At 41.7% G+C, this 19,672-nt stretch carries 13 protein-coding genes and 1 tRNA gene; 4 read left to right on the top strand and 10 right to left on the bottom strand.

Annotated elements, in window-relative coordinates:
• Positions 1–24 precede the first annotated feature (24 nt).
• The 4 genes from GSY63_RS05080 to GSY63_RS05095 form a co-directional block, all read right to left on the bottom strand.
• Complete coding sequence (locus GSY63_RS05080; RefSeq protein ID WP_166584740.1) at positions 25–1,704, bottom strand: hypothetical protein; 1,680 nt, start codon at positions 1,702–1,704, stop codon at positions 25–27.
• Positions 1,705–1,725: 21 nt separating this feature from the next.
• Positions 1,726–2,967: a hypothetical protein gene (locus GSY63_RS05085; protein WP_166584741.1), complete on the bottom strand. Its 1,242-nt coding sequence runs from the start codon at positions 2,965–2,967 to the stop codon at positions 1,726–1,728.
• Between the two features lie 22 nt (positions 2,968–2,989).
• The gene (locus GSY63_RS05090) at positions 2,990–4,267 is read right to left on the bottom strand and encodes a hypothetical protein (RefSeq protein ID WP_166584742.1); all 1,278 of its coding nucleotides are present in this window, start codon (positions 4,265–4,267) and stop codon (positions 2,990–2,992) included.
• A gap of 502 nt (positions 4,268–4,769) precedes the next feature.
• The gene (locus tag GSY63_RS05095; RefSeq protein WP_166584743.1) at positions 4,770–5,390 is read right to left on the bottom strand and encodes a response regulator; all 621 of its coding nucleotides are present in this window, start codon (positions 5,388–5,390) and stop codon (positions 4,770–4,772) included.
• A 223-nt stretch (positions 5,391–5,613) separates the two neighbouring features.
• Between GSY63_RS05095 and GSY63_RS05100 the strand changes: the two genes are divergently transcribed.
• Positions 5,614–7,659 carry a tetratricopeptide repeat-containing sensor histidine kinase gene (locus GSY63_RS05100; RefSeq protein WP_166584744.1) on the top strand — a complete coding sequence of 682 codons (2,046 nt, stop codon included), beginning with the start codon at positions 5,614–5,616 and terminating at the stop codon, positions 7,657–7,659.
• A 10-nt stretch (positions 7,660–7,669) separates the two neighbouring features.
• Here the strand turns inward: GSY63_RS05100 and GSY63_RS05105 are convergent, their stop codons facing one another.
• Positions 7,670–8,527: a beta-1,6-N-acetylglucosaminyltransferase gene (locus tag GSY63_RS05105; protein ID WP_166584745.1), complete on the bottom strand. Its 858-nt coding sequence runs from the start codon at positions 8,525–8,527 to the stop codon at positions 7,670–7,672.
• A gap of 204 nt (positions 8,528–8,731) precedes the next feature.
• On the bottom strand, positions 8,732–9,649 hold the full coding sequence (locus tag GSY63_RS05110; protein WP_166584746.1) for a Nif3-like dinuclear metal center hexameric protein: 918 nt from the start codon (positions 9,647–9,649) through the stop codon (positions 8,732–8,734).
• 439 nt (positions 9,650–10,088) lie between these two features.
• On the opposite strand from GSY63_RS05110, the gene GSY63_RS05115 reads away from it, so the two are divergent.
• Positions 10,089–10,160: transfer RNA gene (locus GSY63_RS05115), tRNA-Cys, on the top strand.
• A gap of 228 nt (positions 10,161–10,388) precedes the next feature.
• Here GSY63_RS05115 and GSY63_RS05120 read toward each other — a convergent pair.
• The 3 genes from GSY63_RS05120 to GSY63_RS05130 are packed head-to-tail and all read right to left on the bottom strand — an operon-like array spanning position 10,389 to position 13,693.
• The gene (locus GSY63_RS05120; protein ID WP_208094464.1) at positions 10,389–11,240 is read right to left on the bottom strand and encodes an HAD-IIA family hydrolase; all 852 of its coding nucleotides are present in this window, start codon (positions 11,238–11,240) and stop codon (positions 10,389–10,391) included.
• A gap of 24 nt (positions 11,241–11,264) precedes the next feature.
• Entirely contained in the window at positions 11,265–12,314 is a 1,050-nt protein-coding gene (locus tag GSY63_RS05125) for a hypothetical protein (protein WP_166584747.1), read from the bottom strand.
• Between the two features lie 23 nt (positions 12,315–12,337).
• The gene (locus tag GSY63_RS05130; RefSeq protein ID WP_166584748.1) at positions 12,338–13,693 is read right to left on the bottom strand and encodes a glutamine synthetase family protein; all 1,356 of its coding nucleotides are present in this window, start codon (positions 13,691–13,693) and stop codon (positions 12,338–12,340) included.
• 335 nt (positions 13,694–14,028) lie between these two features.
• On the opposite strand from GSY63_RS05130, the gene GSY63_RS05135 reads away from it, so the two are divergent.
• Both GSY63_RS05135 and GSY63_RS05140 read left to right on the top strand, forming a co-directional pair.
• Positions 14,029–14,625 carry a TlpA family protein disulfide reductase gene (locus tag GSY63_RS05135; protein ID WP_166584749.1) on the top strand — a complete coding sequence of 199 codons (597 nt, stop codon included), beginning with the start codon at positions 14,029–14,031 and terminating at the stop codon, positions 14,623–14,625.
• A 2-nt stretch (positions 14,626–14,627) separates the two neighbouring features.
• Complete coding sequence (locus tag GSY63_RS05140) at positions 14,628–16,916, top strand: response regulator (RefSeq protein ID WP_166584750.1); 2,289 nt, start codon at positions 14,628–14,630, stop codon at positions 16,914–16,916.
• 78 nt (positions 16,917–16,994) lie between these two features.
• Here the strand turns inward: GSY63_RS05140 and GSY63_RS05145 are convergent, their stop codons facing one another.
• Positions 16,995–19,589: an NACHT domain-containing protein gene (locus GSY63_RS05145; RefSeq protein ID WP_166584751.1), complete on the bottom strand. Its 2,595-nt coding sequence runs from the start codon at positions 19,587–19,589 to the stop codon at positions 16,995–16,997.
• Positions 19,590–19,672: the final 83 nt, after the last annotated feature.

Below are 19,672 nucleotides of genomic sequence, written 5' to 3' on the forward strand. Positions count from 1 at the left end.
CCAAAAACTGTTAACGAAAAATGATTAATACTTTCTCAAAAATTGCCTTTGCTTAATATGCTTCTGGTGTATCAGCATGCCGGGCAAAAGATATTTGTCTGCCGGGTTGATGTTTATATTCGGAGCAGCCAGATCAATGCCCGTTACGGTATAATAACTGTGAATATATCGCTGAATAGCATCCCTGAAAGCATCAGCCCAATTAGTGGCATGGTCTCTACGGCTCTTGTTTGTCCAGTCGCCCAGGCGTATACCTAGAGTGATCTTTTCTCCGTAAACGGCCAGGTCTCTGTAAAAACTTATGCTGGTATTATCCCAGCCCTGCAGGCTTTTCATGCTATCTACCCTATCCATCCACGGTTCTTCATACGGCACCATGATCCTGCCGCCTAAAAATTCCCTCACTTCTGGCCTGGCAAGTATCCACTGTTCCATTAACGCCTCTACCCTGGCAACGGTTGGCAAGTCGCCATACTGATTATGGGCACCTTCGGCCAGCACGCGGTGTGTATCTCTCAGCGCGTTTAATAATTTAAAGCCGTCGGGCCTTATAGTTGTGTTATCCGATTGTACAAAATATTCTGTGGCTTCAAATAATAGTTGGTTAAACGACAGCAAAAAATTAGATCTCCTGTCGGCGGGGTTAAAGCCGGGTTTCATATTGCTCAGCACGCACAAGTCATACTCACTGGCATATTCATAATTTCGGCGGGTAGATGTTAAACGATGCTGTGCATCCTGAATGAAGCCCCATAAAATATTATTAAGCGGGCGCAAAGGATCTAAAGCGAAGTTGAGCAGAGGGTCTTTGAAACCATTTTTTATATTTTGAAACCTTCTTGCTATGGCAGCCATCGATTGATTAACCTTCCCCTCTTCGTACCAGTAATTCCAAATCAATTCGATAAGCGTTGCGTCAGCATCGGCCTGTAAAAAACCTGTTTCCTGCGCGCGCGGATCGGTTACAAAATATTCTTTGAGCTTTGATTTTATCAGATCATAGTAGGGTATAATTTTATCCCTGCCAAGGTAATCGCCGATATCATATTTTTCATAGTCGCTATCGTGCAAATGGTTTTTTATTTTATAAACCCTTTCAACGTATCGCTCGGTAGCAAATTTCAGCAAACTATAGGCTTCCGTCCGGTTAAATGGCAATCGCCTGGAGTCTACTCTTCTTTCCGGCGCTGGATATTCATGTACAGTTCCTTTCGATAGGTCGGCGCTAAGAATATCATCAATAAAATTGCGGTAATGATTGAAATCAAACTTGTAATTATTGATCAAATCCCAAAAAGCCTGGTCTTTCGTAGGTCCCCCGGTCGACGGAGTTAATCTAATTTCCAGAGGCCCTTTAAAATCAATCGACTTCACATTGACATCCACATCGTTTTCGATGATGTTGGATACAACATTTGAATTTTCTCCGTCGGGCGACTGCACATTCAGCGTTATTTCTTCCGGAACAGTTTTACCTATGGTGATGTAATTACCCTTTTCATTGATGGTCTGAGTAATTCCTTTATATTCCACCCCGATCATATCGTCAGACCACACTTCCGTATCAACACTAAAGTTTCTCTCTAGCGTAAACTTCTTATAAAATTTGTACGCGCCGTCTTTATTTCTTCTCGCGACAGAAATTTCAAAATCTGAAGGATCATAAATCCGTTCTGATTGCGGTATTATAATAATTCTTGTCATGTGTTTATTTTTTAGTGGTTGTTAATTTCTCGCAAAAGCCCAATGTCGCAACTGGCGTGTGAGCACGGAGCTTTCGGCACTGGCGTCTATCTCCAGCTCTGCCTTAGCCTGGCCCATCACGGCAAATACAAGTGTTGGGGGCATAGCGCTCAAGCTTATTTTTTTTTTGTTCCATAATTGATAGAGTTGTTTTAATTTATCCGGTTGCCTTTCTGCAATTGGAAAAAGTTCCATGAGCTTCTTTCCTCTCATTTCCTTTGTTGAGTGATGTATTAAAATTTCAATAAAAGCATCCAGTTCCAACTCAATAGCATTCATGATCCGCAAAGATTCTTTATCTAATCCTTCTCTTGGATAAAATGAATTCCACATCAGCCAAAGTTTATCCCATTGAGGATGAGGGTAAAATCTCTTTCCAAACCAGCAGCTGATTTGAACTCTGAGGTAAGGTGCAGGGTGAGGATCATTCATATCCAACCTGAATTGGAAATATCTCGGAAGTGTAACTACCCCCATTAATCCCATAGTAGCAGATACCCCCAAATGCCCTAAGGCCCATACATCGCTTATAATTTCTGATATACACCTGTTGAAATATTGCCATGCACCAGCATTGCGGCCCTCATCTACTTTTCTGGCCAGCACTGCCGATAGCGATGGTACCAAATTAAGCAGGGAGGCAACCTGATGGCCCACTTCATGAATTAATGAGGAAGCAATACCACTGCCAACCAATCTTTCACGAGGCACCTGAATTATTGCAACCGGGTTTTCATCTCCGCCTGGCAACCGGGTTCGGGCCCTTCTTATAGCGGCACCATGCCCGCGATCAAGATATACCATCAAGGCTGGTATATCTGCGAGAAGTTTTATTGCTTCCATGCCGTCTTCGGCTAAAACGTCAAGGCCGGCAAGCCACACACCTGTATCGTTTTCCCCCCGTTGAGATAAGACATCTGCAAAAATGTCCAGTTGATCCAATATATCATTAAAGCGAAGTTTTAATACCGCAAAGGCTGCCTGTAATTGCTTTTCATCAGCTTTTGCCTTTTGCTGCCTTTTTACCTGCTTAATAAACCTGTAAATATTTTTCCTAAGTGCTGCCTTTTCATTTTCCAATAACTCAATAATTTCCTTAAAGGCTTTGGCTGATACTGAAGCGCCCTTCACCATAGGCATTGTCATCGAAAAGGGCTGTACCTGATTTAGCCTTGTAAGTAATGAGCAGGCTTCATTATTAAGATATTCGAATGAATATTGCATGATCAAATTTCTCTTACATCAGTTAAAATGCGTTTTCGATAATGATCTTGTTCCCTCTGCGGTGCCAATGGCCATGCGGGCCATTACTACCCTGATAATGCTTCTTTACCAAAAGGCCGGGCGCGTTACGTATTGCCGATCGTATTAAGGCGTTTTTTGCGTCTTCATCGGGATTACCTGTATTGTTTCCTTCTGCGAGTTCCCTGGCTGCATCCATTGCGAGCCGAACAACCGATCTGGCAATTTCAAACTCCTGATCTTCGTTGCTTAACCCTTCTAATTCGAGTTCAAACATCCCAGAGGCGGCGCTTCCTATTTTCTGACCAACCATTCCTCCCAATGGGCCACCAAAAAATGAGCCCGCAGCCGCGCCCGCAATCGGCAGGGCCTTTTTTACAATTCCTTTCAAAAGGCTGCCCAGTCCGCTGCCCGCTCCTCCTAAAAGGCCTCCCAGAAAATGATCTAATTCCATTTCATTATTAGTTTCTAACAATTCTGCGGCGAGTTCCATCTCGTTTATTTCATTGCCTCCACTATAATTCATCATTTCATCTTCCATTTCGTATTCATAGTTTTCCATTTCGTGATCGGCAGGTGGCTGCTGATTAATCGGGCCTACATTTGCACCAGGCGCGCCGGCTTGTGGGCTGCCCCCTTGGGGTTGAGGGTTATTACCCTGGTTGGGGCCATTAGACAGGGACTGCTGCAGGGCTTCTACGTTTGCGTTGGTAGAAGCAACCTGTTGCGAAAGATTTTTAATGGTGTCGAAAATATAACCAGGGATATTACTGCCTGAGCTTACCGAAGTTGAAGCTCCCGGATCAGCAGGGATGTCTTGTTGACTGGTGCCGTACATGTCCGGATATTGATTGTATCTCATGCCGTAATAATTGTTCCATCCCTGGCGATATCGATTATACCATGGATAATTACCACGCCTGTAATAATTGTTACCTCTATAATTGTAATATGGATACCGTTGAGATCTGGCAGAAAAATTCGGATGCGACGAGCCCCTATATGTTGGGACATTAACTGTGCGGGCAGACCTTGATAGATTATACCCGCGCCCCGAACCTGGGTTATAACCGCTTCTGTGATCGCGAACTACATATCTGTTCTGCCTTGCAAATTCATCTTCGAATTCATTTGCATCTTCGTAATTCTGCTCCAGTTCCGGGTTAAACTCATATTCATTATTAAACTCATAATTTTCCATCTCAAAGCCCGCTTCTTGTTGAGGATTGAATTCATAATTTGATTCGTAACCGGGCTGAGAATACTCGTTATCGTTGTACATAAGCTTTCATTTTTAATTTAAGGGACTTAATCACATACCAAGGCATTCCAAAGCCGTGCCATGTATTAAATACTTGATCTGCAATTAATTATGAAAACTAGCAGTGAAAAATAATTCGTAATAAGGTAGGCTAAATTGTGATGGCGAAAAAAAAATCGCCTGAAAATTGCGAATGATAAGGGAAAAGGTTCATGCAAATGTGGTCTGCAATAAATAAAAAAAACTGAGTAATCTATTTGAATCTGATTTGTCATCAGTTAACTATTTCCACCCATTCTGTCTCAGCAGTAAGTGCAGCTAATTTCTAATGCTTAAATAGCGCCAGGTGATCCCGATTGATCTTGTCCCTGCTCAAAACTGAATAATTCGATGGTGAGGTCCTGCCTGTCGTAAATTGAGATAAACTATCAGTACCAGGCATTGGCGTTAGACAGGGGGGCGAACCCGGTAGTTCTTAATAGAAGCGAAATGTGGGGCGTTTTGTTGACCTTGTCTTATCCTTTTATGACTTGTTTAGATACCAGGCAATCAATTCTGATTTTGAATTGATTTTCAGTTTTTTATAAATATTCTTGAGGTGCTGGTTTATCGTAAAATAAGTAACATTTAAACGATGTGCCGCTGTTTTATTAGCCAGGCCTTCGCTCAATAATTTAATTAATTCTAACTCTCTTTTTGTAAGTCCGGCTGTATCGGGTTCGGTGAGTGTTGGAGCGCCACCCTGCATCAAATGGCTTATGGTGACTGGCGAAAAAGGTATTCCCCCTTCGTCCAATTTCAATAACGACTCGGTGATATAAGCCAGGCTGCTCGATTTTAAAAGGTAGCCAACCGCGCCATTTTCTAGGGCAAGCCGAGTTAGCTTGGCATCTTCGAGGCTGGACAGTATAACAATACTACTTTTCGGAAAATGTTGAGCAAGTGCCTTTATCCCGTCAATACCAGAGCCCGACCGGAGATTGATGTCCAGTAAGATTATATGCGGATCGGCGATGGCTAAATTTAAGGCATCAGAAACATCGGGAACAGAAAATGCAATATTGAAAGTCTTAGTAATTTTAAAATACTTAGAATAAGCATTTACTAAAACACTATCGTCTTCTATTAAGCCAATATTTTTCATTTAACCTAAGGGGGGTGGAGCGTAGTTAAAGTTAAATAAAATTCAACCGCGTTCTTGTTATTTAATAATAAGAACGGCTGCAAAGATGTTTAATTAAGTATAAATTGCCTATTACTTAAACAAGTAACCATAGCTGCGTTGTTACTTTGTACCATAGGAGTGTATTTTTTAACAAAAATGGACGTTATGGTATAAAATGCATAGCTTTAGTAGCCTTATCATTATGCTTAACTCAGGGTTCAATTTTCGGTTTATCACACTCTTGTTCGCTTTGCTATTTGCGGCGTGCCATGAGAAAGTAGAACCCCAAATAACCTATCATAAAAAAGCCCTTGACGCTATTAATAAAATGACCAATGCTGGCTTGAACCACAGCGAGGCGAGGGCGCATTATATTGATTCTGTATATGCCGACATGGAGCAGGTAGGCGCCGGCGATCTGTGGAAGAGATATAACCTATTAGCCATGTGCAGTAAGCACGATCTGGACTTTTACTACGCCCTAACTTATGCAGATAGTGCCATATGGGTAATAAGAAATTATACCCACGACCCTCAATATAAATTACTATACGCCCAGGCCAATATAATTAAGGGGGGGATATTGCTTCGAATTAACAGATATAGTGAAGCCTCGCGGACATTTTACCTGGCACGCTCCCTAATGACAGAAAGTTCGAATACATGCGAGCATCGTCATATTTTATCGCTTATTAATAGTAACATAGCCAGTGTAAGTTATAAGCAGCAGCATTATAAAGATGCTGTTCAGCTTTATAAGCAAACTGTGACCAGCTTAGTAGGGTGTGATAATAGCACGGAGGGTTTTGCTTCTATGCAGAACAACCTGGATAACATTGGGCTAAGTTTTATGGGTAATAATGAGCCCGATAGCGCTATTAAATATTATAATAAAGCTCTGGCTTTTATTGATCATAACAGAGCTCTTCACCCGGATAAGAAGAGATTTATAGAAAGTGCAATAGGGGTTATTTATGGCAACCGAGCTAAGGCTTTTGAATATAAAAAACAGTATTCCGCAGCCGAAGGCGACTATAAGCAAAGCATTAAGATTAATACGCAGGATGGTTATGAAAATGCCGATGCCAATTATGCAAACATTGGCTTGGCAGGTTTATATTTAAAAATTGCCAGACCAGACAGCGCCAACCTGATGTTGAGGGTTATTGAAGCAAACACCCGGTTAGATACGGTTGCGTTACTTAGGTATTTGAAATTAAAAGCCGACTATTTTAAAGCAACCGGAAATTTTAAATCGGCGACGGGAACATTAGAAAAATATCTGAATGTTAAAAAACAGGATGAGATAAACAGCAATAATTTATATCAGGCCGACCCGAACAAAGACTTCGAATTGCTCGACCAGCGATATAAGTTTGCTACCCTTGAGAAAGACAATCAGCTAAAAACCACCTACCTGATCAACGCAATTGTTTTTTGCATTATGTGCAGCATTATCATTGTATTTTTTATAAAGACCCGAAGTAGGGCATGGGCTAAGATGGATAATGTTGATACTTACAACAAGCAGCTAAAGCTTGCGGTTAGCGCTTTGGAACAACGAAATAAAGATTTTGGGCAGCTGTTAAATGTTTTGGGCCACGATTTGAAGAACCCGATGACGGCTATTGGCAACATGGCCGAAATATTACAACTGGAAGAAGATAGACCAGAGGAAGAGATTGAACTGCTTGACCTGATTAGGATAGCCAGCCGCGACATGATCATCATAACAAATGATTTGCTGGAGATTAATACAAATCCTGACCTGAGTGAGGCAGACCATGAGATAATTGAGGTTGAAGAGCTGCTCTTTAACAGCGTGGCGTTGATGAAGCACCGGGCCATGGAGAAAGATCAGCAGATTTATTTAGGCACACCGGGGGAGACTTATGTAAAGATTAACCGCGAGAAATTGTGGCGCGTAATTAATAACTTAATTGTAAATGCCATAAAGTTTAGCCGCAGCCATTCGTCTATTTATGTTAACATGCAGCATAAAGATAATATGGTAGAAATAAGTGTAAAAGATAATGGCATTGGCATCCCCGAACATTTGAAAACAAGCTTGTTTGATTTATTTACCGACGCTAAGCGCAGGGGTACTGCAGGCGAGAAATCATACGGCTTAGGATTACATACCTCTAAACGTATAGTCGAATCTTTTAACGGGAAAATATGGTTTGAAAGTGCAGAGCACGAAGGATCAACATTCTATCTCTCTTTTCCTATTCAAAAAATATTTTAGGCGCCTTCGATCACTCGGCGCTGTAAGTAATTTTTATCTCATTGGCGCGGTCTATCATATCCAAAATTTCTTTATCAACGTCCACGTTAAAATGGCCGGCAAAAATGCTGTCTGAAAATATGATTTTATTGAAGTCCTTTACGGTAAGGGTTTTTCTTTCGGCGGTACACGTGCTGCAATCAGAATAATGATAGTTGTTATTTATTGCTTCATCCCGGTAAGGAGAGCTCATAATAATAGACTGAAAGATAAATTTGTCGCTGTCATGTACAAATTTTAAGCTACTGTACAGGCGGTTTCGTTGAATATAAGCCAGAATATATTGCGCACAATTTAAGGTAATGGTCCAGTATGCTGATTTACCTACTACGTTAAGATTTTTAGGTAAAGGAGTTTTATTCAAAAACGAATTTAAGAATCGCTCGAGAAAAGCCTTGCAAGGTATATTGTAATCTGTAAGAAAATACTTATTTGTCTTATCTTCAATATCTTTGCTCCATTCTTCATCGTAAGCAATAAACTGATTGCCTTTATGGGCGTTCAAAAACTCACATATTTCATCGGCTCGCTTGGTAGGGTAATCGCTGCCGTTAAGCAGGGTAACGGAGTGATATTTGATTCCGGATTTGATGATTTGGGTAAGGCCGGTCATGTTGGTCTTTAAAGCACTATAACCTCCGGGTTTAACATTTACCCGCTTCTTAATAAAAAAAACGTTATGTAATTGCTTGAGCTCCTGGTAAGGTTTAATGTCGGTGTTTTTATCAATATGCAAATAAAAGTCAAAGTAATCGTTGTTTAACCTCTCGATTAATCTGCGAGTTTGCTTCGGCGAAACATGATTAATAATTAAAATAGCATATCTCATAAACTCTACCTGGAGTTAACATCACAACCCTGCGCTATACATTCAAAATACATACGGATGTATTACCCGTATGGATTTAGTTAGTATTAATGAAGTTTCTTTAAAAGAAAAAAAAAGAAATGCGGGGTCGCAATCTGCTAATTTGGTGTTTAAACCGATAATAATCAATTACTTATTTAAGTAATGAGGTGGTTCTGCGCCCGTTTACATAAACGATAACGCGCTGCCAGATGGTATATGCGTAACAGTTATGGCAGGATATTTATCTTTTATCCATTTTAACATAAACTCGGCCCCCGGCTCTTCGCTCGCACTGTGGCCCAATACAATAAGACATAGCGATTTTCCTTTAGCCCGTGCGTCGCGTACATATTCGGCGGTTTCCCATTCAGATATTTCGCCACACATCATTACGTCGGGTTTTGTTTTAATTATAGCGGTAATCTGGCGGGTGCCTCCGGCCGCGCCAGGGAATAATAATACCTTTTTACAAACTTGCTCCGGGTTACCAATGTAGCGTACTTCGGCTATATTTAGCCTGGCTTTAGCGTGGGCAATCAAAGCTTTTAAGGTAAGCGCAGGGGCGAGGTTATAAATATCCCGTTCATCAATATCAGCAAACTTTTGCCAGCCCAATTGCTCCGAAAGTGCTTTCTTAACGCCATCTGTTTTGAGGCTATGTATATAGTCGTGGTTGCGCCATACGGCAATGTTGTGTTGTTTAAGTAAATCGACTTTGTAATGATAAACATCATCAGCTTCTAGCCAATTAGTTTCGTCGCGGTGGTTGTAGAAGGTTGGTTCATGGGCTATAATAAAGTTAGCGTTCAACGCTATGGCCTTGCGAATAACATCTATAGTGGCAAACATTGTTGTTACTATACCGGTAACAACAATATCCCGGCTGCCCGATTTTAACGTATCTACAGTGCCTTCAAATGGCGCTCCCGGAACTTCGCCAATAAACAGATCCATAATTTGGCCAACGGTAACCTTATTGTCCACTGGCAAATAAGAGTGCGCCTCACTGAGTAAAGGGGTCGCGAGTAATAGGGCAGACCCGGCAACGGCTTTACTGATAAAATATCGGCGACTGAGCGATGGGATAGGTTTTGCTTTCATTAACGTGGAGGTATAGATGTTTAAACAACATATAACGATTGTTGAGTCTGATTGTTGTAGAATGTTTACAAAGCGATTAGCTCGGGCAATAAAATTTTTTTGAATAAATATTTTGAGTTTCAATATTAATCATCATATTTGTATACTTAATCTATGGATTTAGTAGATATTATGATAAATCAATTAACACCAAATAACAGACCAGCCGCAAAATCATTTCCCGATTTTGCATGGTCGGCGATAGCTTCAAACCAAGCTCAGCTTTTGCCTGGTGGGTGTTGTTGTTGTTAAGACAAGCTTCAGTTTCTGATCGCGTTATTCCCCAATTATTATAGATACTCAAGTTTGCTGCAATTATGGGTTTTTGCGGCACTTCACCGGTTTGATATTTACAAGCCGGAACGGGCCTGCTGTGAGGGCACGGGCCCGTTTAAAACAAGGTAGGGTGGCCGAGTGGTTAGGTAGGGGTCTGCAAAACCTTTAACGGCGGTTCGAATCCGCCCCCATACCTCGGGAGGTTGTTTTAGTAGGACGTTAGACGTGGGACGTTTTACGTGGGAAGTTAAGCGTTGGACGGTCAACGTAAAACGGCCAACGTAAAACATACAAAGCACCGGGACATCAACAGCAACGTCCAACGTATTACGTAAAACGCCCAACGTCTAATTAATTAACTGATGTAAAGAGCGGTACTCTGAAGTTCCATAGCGTTGGCTATGGAAACTTTGGATGCCGAATGCTACAATACTGCTTTTTCGCAAATAAATGTTGGCACAATGCCCGATGAATTAATGCGTGTTTGCGCATCAATGGGTAGGGTATTACCTGTGAGTACCAGCATGGTATCCAGTCCAAATTTATTGCCACCCAATATGTCTGTTTGCAGGGTATCTCCAATCATTAAAATATCTTTCTTGGTAATATCGGGCTGGCTGTTTCGCACCAGATCATAAGCAAACGTAAACATCAGCGAATCGGGCTTTCCAAAATTAATGAATCGTTTACCTACAATCTGATGGATCATACTGGCAATACCGCCAATGGCTATAGATACATCGTGCATATTAAGCGGGTAAGCGTAATCGGTATTGGCCACAATGGTAGGTATGTTGCGGTACCTTAATAAGTTCACCGTTTTATTGAGATCGCGAAACCAGTCGAAACCCTCATCATCTAAAAATACCAGGGCGTTTACCTGATCGATATTGCTTTCATCTATGGCACTAACAGGCAGCGTATGCAGGCCTGAATTGTCAATATAATGGGCAGAGTTACTGGTGCCCAGGTAAGCTACAATGCCATCATTTACCTTAAGATCCAGATACTCTTTGGCCAGCATGCCCGAGGAAATGATACGGTCGGGGGTGATACTTTCCAGCCCCAGGCTATTAAATGAGGCCGACAGCTGCATTGGGCTGCGCGATGCATCATTAGTTACTATGTAGTATTCTTTACCCTCGCTTTGCAGATAATCAAACGTTTTATGGATATCCGGCACCAGTCCTCCGTATGTTTTAATAACGCCAAAGGCATCAAAAAAAATAACCTTGTACTGATCGATAATGCTTTTAAAATCTGCTGTAGGTATCATATCGGAGGGAGCTGCAAATAATTGTTAGTATTTAATTTTTAAGGCATCGAGTATTACGCGGGCGTCAAAATCACGATCTACCGAGGGCAGATAAATATCATACGCTTCCTGCTGTAGCTTTTGGGCGTACTGCTCGTGAAAAAAATGCTTGCCATCTTTAATTACATAATTGAGGATAAAGAAACGATAAGCTTCTTTCATAAACCCAACCTCGTTAAGGGTAAGCGGATTTAGTTTATGATACTCCTGCAAAAAGATGATAAAACGATCTTCCATCAGCGTAGTGATATAGTAACTGAAAACCGTGCGGTCGCCCACGTTGGATGCTACACGGCTGAAGAAGTAGAAGTCCATAATGCGGTTACTCATCCTAAACCAGTCGTAATCCCACCGCGAGTAAAACTCCATTTTGTTGTTTACGGAGAAGTTACCAATATTCCAGTCCAGAAACACCGGAATGGTTTCGAAAGTATTGGCAGCATATTTGGCGCGGCCTTTCAGGTAAAGATCACAGTGATAACGCAATTGGTCTACTTGGGTGCGGGTACCAAAACTACTTTCGTCTCGGTTGATCTGGTCTAACAAGGCATTAATATCCGTACGCATGGTCTTAGACGATTTTGGTAACACCTTACTCGCCCGCGAACACGCCTTATGAAATTTAGCTGCCTGCTGTGCCAGCTTGCGGATATGGCCCTCGTCTAACCGGCGTGGCATACGCTCTAGAATGCGCGTTGGGTTATAAAACACTACCCATGCATCTGTGCGGCCCTGGCGGTAACGGTAAATATAAACGCGGTTGTTTTTAAGTAAAGACCTCGCCAAAAAGTTCTCGAATGGATATAAAAGATTGTTCGATAAACTCTGTATAATTCGATGGTCTTCTTTAAAATGATCGTACTTGCCAAAACTGGATAGCTTGGCTATAATAATGTCATCATCTTCAAACGTAATGCGAAAAACCTGGTTGGTTGATACATTAGCACTAATGTCTTCGATGCTCCGTATGGTGCGCGATGCATCATATCCTTCCCACGCTTTTGTAATAATAAGCGTACTTAATTCGTGTTCCATAATTGGTATTTAACCCAGGATGGTTAAATTATTTCAAAATATCTCTTTAGTTCCCAGTCGCTTACATGTTTGCTAAACTGGCGCCACTCCCATATGCGGGTGCGGCTAAAATGTTCTGTAAAGATATCACCAAATAGTTCTTTTGCAACAGGCGATGTTGCCATGGTTGTGGCGGCATCCAATAGGTTACCCGCAATGCTGCCATTCCCTTTTTCGGCATAACCATTACCGATTGTTGGCTGTATAGTAAGCGGCAATTTATGTTTTATACCATACAAGCCCGAGGCCAGCGCAGCAGCAAGCGCCAGATATGGGTTGGTGTCTGAACCAGGTATGCGGGTTTCTAAACGGGTATAGGCATGCGAAGGATTAATAACCCTGAATGCTGTGGTGCGGTTTTCTATACCCCATGTTATGGTGGTAGGCGCCCAGGCGCCTTCTACCAAACGTTTGTAACTGTTAATGGTAGGCGCATACATAGGCACAATATGCGGCAGACAGTATAGTTGGCCGGCCAGATAATGCTTCATCAGGTCGCTCATTTTATTTTCGGCGGCCGCATCATAAAACAAATTGGTTGTTTTATCCGGGCTCCACAAGCTTTGATGTACATGGCCGCTGCAGCCTGGTAACTTATCGGTCCATTTAGCCATAAATGAGGCTACAATGCCATGTTTACTGGCAATTTCTTTTACCGCGTTTTTAAACAACACGGCCTTGTCTGCTGCTGCCATCACATGGTCGTGTATAATGGCCGCCTCGTAAACGCCGGGGCCGGTTTCGGTATGGAGGCCTTCCAGCGGGATACCAAATTGCTCGAGAAGGTTAAGTAGGTCGAAATAGAAATCGCTTTGCTGCGACGGGCGCAGAATAGAGTACCCAAACATACCAGGGGTGAGCGGCTCTATGTGGTTAAAGGATTTGTCGTGTAATGATTCTGGTGTTTCGCGGAAATTGAACCACTCAAACTCTTGCGCAAACTCAGGGTAAAAGCCCAGATCTTCGCACTCTTTAGTAATCGTTTTAAGCAGTGTGCGTGGGCAAGGTACACTCTCGTTACCCTCGCCGCTAAAATCACCCAGGAAAAAAGGAATATTATCTTGCCAAGGAATAGTGCGGAAAGTCGAAAGATCGATATGGCAGTACTTATCCGGGTAGCCACTATGCCAGCCCGTAACATCTACATTATCGTAGCAGGTATCGTTAGCATCCCAGCCGAAAACAACATCGCAAAAACCATAGCCCTGGCCCAGCCCGTCGGTGAATTTTTTTGTATGGATAACCTTGCCCCGTAAAATGCCGTCTATATCTGCAAAAGCAAATTTGATGTGCTTAATATCGTGTTGCTGTAAGTATTCGAGTATCTGTTGTTTATCCATAATTGGCTGGTAAATGAATAACTACAAGTTAGTTATTAGCACCGAATATCGGTAAAAAAAGGCAGCAATACAGTATTGTAACCTTTAGCAATTGCCCTGCGTTTACAATGTTATATAAACCAGGCTTCGTGAAATAATAGCCATTACCAAGTTATACTAAATCGCTCGTCATTTTATTCATTTATTCTACTAGGGGTGTTGATTATCAAATGAATAAAATGTTTGGCGGCATTGTAATTGTATTTTGCAAAATTTACAAAAAAGGCGTTAACGGTTGTGCTATGTGAGGCCGTTTTTATTGTCAGATGCTTAACTCATTCAACCGGGGGGCTTTAATGAAGAAACTATTACTTATCGCATGGCTTGTAATATTAGCCACAACTGTAGTTGTGTTATTTTGGTACAACCAGTATCGATACAGCTTGCCCACACCTGTACCCGAGGGTTACGTTTCTGTGAAAAGGGGTACAACCATCCATCTTGTAAAACAACTAAACTTCCATAATAACAAACCTGTTTTCCTGCACTTCTTTAACCCTGATTGCCCATGCTCGCGGTTTAATATGGCACATTTTAAATCGCTTGTTAACCAGTATGGCAACAAGGTTAATTTTGTAATGGTGCTTATGACCAATAAGCCCTACGCCGCGGCCGAAATTCAGCAGCGGTTCGATATTAATATCCCGGTTTTACCACGGGGCCATATCGCCGAAATGTGCGGGGTTTACTCTACCCCCCAAGCGGTTATCATCAACGCAAAGCAGCAGTTATACTACCGCGGTAATTATAATAGAAGCAGGTATTGCGAAGACAAGAAGACCGAATACGCCCGTATGGCCTTGCAGGATATGCTGCAACAACAACCATTAAAAAATATTGATTTATTAGCATGGCAAGCGTATGGTTGCCAGCTGCCAGATTGTACCCGATAACTATGCACATTGCCTACACAGATATGGAGTTTCTGGCACAGCGTGAAGTGCTGAATGCCGAAACGAAGAAGCGGTCTGACCGTTGGATGGATTTTTTGTTAGCCTTCTATTTCGTTATCGGGCTGTTATTGTCGGGCTATTACGGCACCTGGAATATTGCCCTAATGGTGGGTTGCATTTCGATAGTGGCCTACTATTCGGCAAAATTTGTGTTGCCCGAGTCGGATATTTACCAATATGTACTAAGCGCTGTGCTAGGCATATTTATGGCCCAGTTCATCTATCAGATGCATGGCATGGCCGAAATGCATTTTTTTGCTTTTATAGGCAGCGCATTGCTTATCACTTACCAAAAATGGAAGTTGCAGATACCTATTTTTCTTGTAGTGCTATTGCACCATGCCACATTTGGTTATCTACAAAATATCGGGGTTAAACAAGTTTATTTTCGGAACGATCTGTTCGACCTGCAGGTCTTTGCCATTCACATTTTTTTAACGGTATTTATATTTTTTGTATGCGGGCTGTGGGCATATCAATTAAAACGTAATGCCGAAAACCAGATCATACAGCATATTCAGTTGATGCGTTTGCAGAAATTTTCGGTTATTAACGAAGAACGCCAACGTGCGCAGGATGCACTTAAAAGATATAATAAGCATCTTATCCATTCTAATCAGGCGCTCAAGTTTTCGCGCGAGGCGGCGCAGAAGGCCAAATACGAAGCGGAACAGGCAAATAAAGCTAAAAGCATTTTTTTAGCAACCATAAGTCACGAGATCCGCACACCTTTAAATGGGATGATCGGCATAGCCTACTTATTGGCCGAAACACCCTTAATAGAGCAGCAACGCCTGTTTGTTAACAGCATCACCAATTGCAGCGAGAGCTTGCTATCGGTTATCAACGACATTATCGACCTTTCAAAAATAGAAGCCGGGAGCATTGAGATAGAGCAAAAGGAATTTAATATGCATAACTGCATAGAAGAGGTGGTTGATATGTTTAGCGCAAAAGCCGCCCAAAAAGGGATTGAGCTTACTTACGACATCGATAACGACATGCCGAACCAGGTTATTGGTGATAAAGGGCATTTACAGCAAGTGCTTATTAACTTAACCGGCAACGCCCTTAAATTTACCCCGCAGGGCGAAGTGTGTATTAAAGCTGATGTGTTAATGCATAATATCCACGGTAACCTGGAGCTGAAGTTTGCGGTTTACGACACGGGTATTGGTATCCCGGCAGATAAGGTGAGGTGTTTATTCAAAGCATTTTCGCAGGTAGACTCAGCGCACAATCGTAAATATGCAGGTGCGGGTCTCGGTCTGGCTATCTGCGAAAGATTGGTGAAATTGATGAACGGTAACATCCGGGTAAAAAGTGAGCCTGAAGTTGGTTCGGTTTTTACCTTTACCATACTGGCCGAAGCTGGTGCCAATAAAGTAGAAAAGCAAAAGGAGAACAACATGTTTGAGCATGTTGGCAAACAAGTGCTTATTGTTGATGATAACCAAACTAATCGAATTATTTTAAAAGCACAGATCGAAAACTGGGGTTTAGAACCAATAATTGCTGCATCTGGTGAAGATGCATTGATGCGGCTGGCTGACGATCCGCTGCCCGATATGATCATTACAGATGCGCAGATGCCAGGTATGAGCGGCATCCAGTTTGCCACAGTAGTTAAAGAACAATATCCCAATATCCCCATAATGCTGTTAAGCTCCATCGGCGACGAGTATGGCCCCGAAAACATCGGGCTCTTTACCAGCATATTATCTAAACCGGTTAAACAGTACCAATTAGGTAAGCATCTGCTCAATGCACTGGAGAATGCATCGAGGCCTGCAACCTCCGAAAATAAAGTGAGATCGCTACTTTTGCCCTCATTTGCTAAAAGACATCCAATGGAAATATTGGTGGCAGATGATAACAAGATCAATGTACTGCTTGTAGTGCAACTGCTGCGTAAACTGGGATACGAACCTGCGGTAGCCGAAAATGGCAGACAAGCGGTTGATTATACTGCCAAAAAGCATTTTGATGTAGTGTTAATGGATATCCAAATGCCCGAAATGGATGGTTTAGAAGCTACCAAAATTATACGTAAAAGAAACGGCACCCAGCCTATAGTTATAGCCCTAACCGCAAACGCACTGCATGATTGCGAAGAGTATATAGCCGACTTTATGGACGACTACATGCAAAAACCTCTACAAATTGAGATATTGATTGGCTTACTAGAAAAATGGTCGCCGGTTAACAGGCCTAAGCGGACCGTTGTATAAAAGGCATAAAAAAAGCATGTGTTATTGCTAACACATGCCGCGGAGCGTTTTTGGCTGACAAGAGTCAGTTAAAAACGTTTATCGAAGTATCGGCAAGGTAATATTGTTGTCTTGTGGACTTAAGCTTTCGTAGTAATGTACGAAACTTTTAGGATTAAAGCCATTAGAGCGCATTAATTTAATGAGCCTGAAGTAAAGCGTTTTGTGTGCTGGCGATTTCTGATCGGCTTTATCGGCGGTCAGATAGTAAACCAGTGTGTTTATCTGTTGAACTTTGTATGGCGATGTTTCCATATGGCTGGCCAATCGTTCTACCGCGTTGGTTATCTGTTGCGGTTTATTGATATACGAACTTAAATGAGCGGCAAGGTTTTCCAGGCAAACACGCATGTATGGGGTAAATTTGCTTTCATCATCGCGAAAATCCATCATTAAAAGGTCGTAGATACTCGCACCCTCATCTACCTTGCCAAGATCTACATAGATATGTGCTTTGTTGATTAGTAAGAAGAAGTGATATTCGGGCACAAAATGATCGTTTTGATGATGAATGTTGTGCAATACCTTTATAAAGCGTAGTACTTTATTTGGACTGCCTGCAACAGAAAGCGTGTGTAATGCCAGCAGATTTAATACATAATTTGATCCTAATTGATAAAGCTGCTTGCGCCCATAAGGCGGGTTAAACATAAAGTGGGTTATTTCGGCAAGTGCTTCTTTTTTAACCACGTTGTATTTTAAGTAGTAGTAAAGTGTCTCCAGACAGTTTAAGGGATTAATGTTAAAGGTTGAAAATGCTTCGGTCGGGAATCTTTTTAGAGAGGCGATACTGTTTTCGAGCCCCTCGCTGTTTAGGCCAATTACGTGACTAATGCCGATGCTGGTATGAATCCATATTTTGCTGGTGTCCTGCAGGTTTAGTTTTAGTAAGCTTTGTAAGGCATCCGTATATTCGGGCGAAATAAGCTCGAGTCCCAAAAAGTAATCAAATAAATGCGGACGGGTGATATCGAACGGCAAAACATCCATATCATCTTCAGCTTTGTTAAAGAAACCTTGCTCAATTACTTTACTCAAGAATTTAATAAGTCTTGCTTTTTCCAGGGCAACCAGCTCAATTCGAGGTAAGGCGTCAAAAATGCCGTACTCTTTGTTTTTAAGCGCGATATAGATACACCATTTTAGAATCCACAGACGGAATTTGCAGTTGAGCTTAACGCTGATAGCATCAATTAACTTTTCATCAAAAACTTCGTTGTTGTCGTAAATCAGTTTTGCCGCAATACAGTAGGTTAATATACGGTCGTGCACAAATTCAATACATTCGGTATAACCACTTTCGTCGCTAAAGTTTACTTCGCGTACAATACCTATGCTAATCAGATCTTGATAAGCTGCACTGTAATTTTTTAATTCTTCGTAAACTTTAAGCTTATCTATGCAGAACTTGTTCTTTCTGAATTTCCCGTTGTTTACAAATAGGTGTATTAGCAATACCTTTTCTGTACAGTAGCGGCCTGTGTATATTTTATCTAAGATATAATTATAGATTACTTCATAGGTGCTAAAGATATCCAGCTCATTGAGTGCAAAGTTTTTAGGATGTTTTTGGTAGTAGTATTGAAAAAACAGGGGATAGCCGAATAGTGATACCAGTTCGGAGTCCATGTGGGCTAATTTTATTCCCGGTTTTATTTTGTTGCTGATGAGTTGAATTTCGTGACCATTAAAGGGGCTAACGTTGCTCTCTTCGTTCTGATCGGCCATAAAGCCTAAAAAGCAATCATCCAATTTGTTTTGCATTTGCAGCTCCCGTTTAAGGTTAAGCCACGATGCAGATCGCATTGTGAGGATGATTTTAAAGTTGGGGTTGCCCTGGTAAATAGAAATTACATCAGAAAGCATGCTAAATAAAGTGTCCAGTTGTTCCTGATTAAAGGAGTTAGCATCAAAACTATCTATGATCAGATAAAACTTGTGCTGTTTTATCTGTTGTTGAAAGTTTTCGGCAAGGGTGATATTGCCCATTGGGATGCCCAGTAAGGCCAATAGCCAATGGTGCAGGTCTTCCTGATTGCTGATGCGGTTTAATACTTTGCCGCTCAGAAAAACAATCATATTGCCGTTGGCTTCTTTGCGATTAAAATTTAATTGTTCTTCAACCCAATGGCATAAGCCAATGGTTTTACCGTAGCCAGCCGAAGCCGTAAGTATAGTAAGGGGGTATTCGGTATGTAAGAAAATCTCAAGGTGTTCGTCTAAAAAATCGCGGGGGATAGTTAATGAGAACGGAATGCCCGATTTATTTTTTAGGGCCTGTAATGTATGTTGCGAAATTTCCGACGCCTTATAAATTACATCACTTTCGGTAGGTAGCTCGGTGGCTTTACCTGCCGCATGTTCTTTTTGTTTATTTTTTGAGCAGAACTCGTTCCAGCTTACAAAGCCGCAGAATTCGGCGAGTACGTTCAATGTATATAACGACGGTTGAAACGTATAAGCAGCAAAGCCGAAAATGCGTTTTAGGGTAGAATCGCTTACTTGTTTTTTAGTTGATTTGTAGATCTGTAAAGACAGGTCTCTAAAAATAGAAGGCGTAACCGAGGTTATGCCGGCGGTGTCTAAAAGACATTGCTTTAGGTTTTCCAGATCATGTTGCAATACTATTTTCATCTTTCTATTGGATTTGGTCATGGAACACTTTTAGCCGGTATTGGAGGGCGCAATTAGCTTAGTTAGTATCCAGGAAGGTTAGG

The sequence above is a fragment of the Mucilaginibacter agri genome (genome assembly GCF_009928685.1).
Taxonomy (GTDB): Bacteria; Bacteroidota; Bacteroidia; order Sphingobacteriales; family Sphingobacteriaceae; genus Mucilaginibacter; species Mucilaginibacter agri.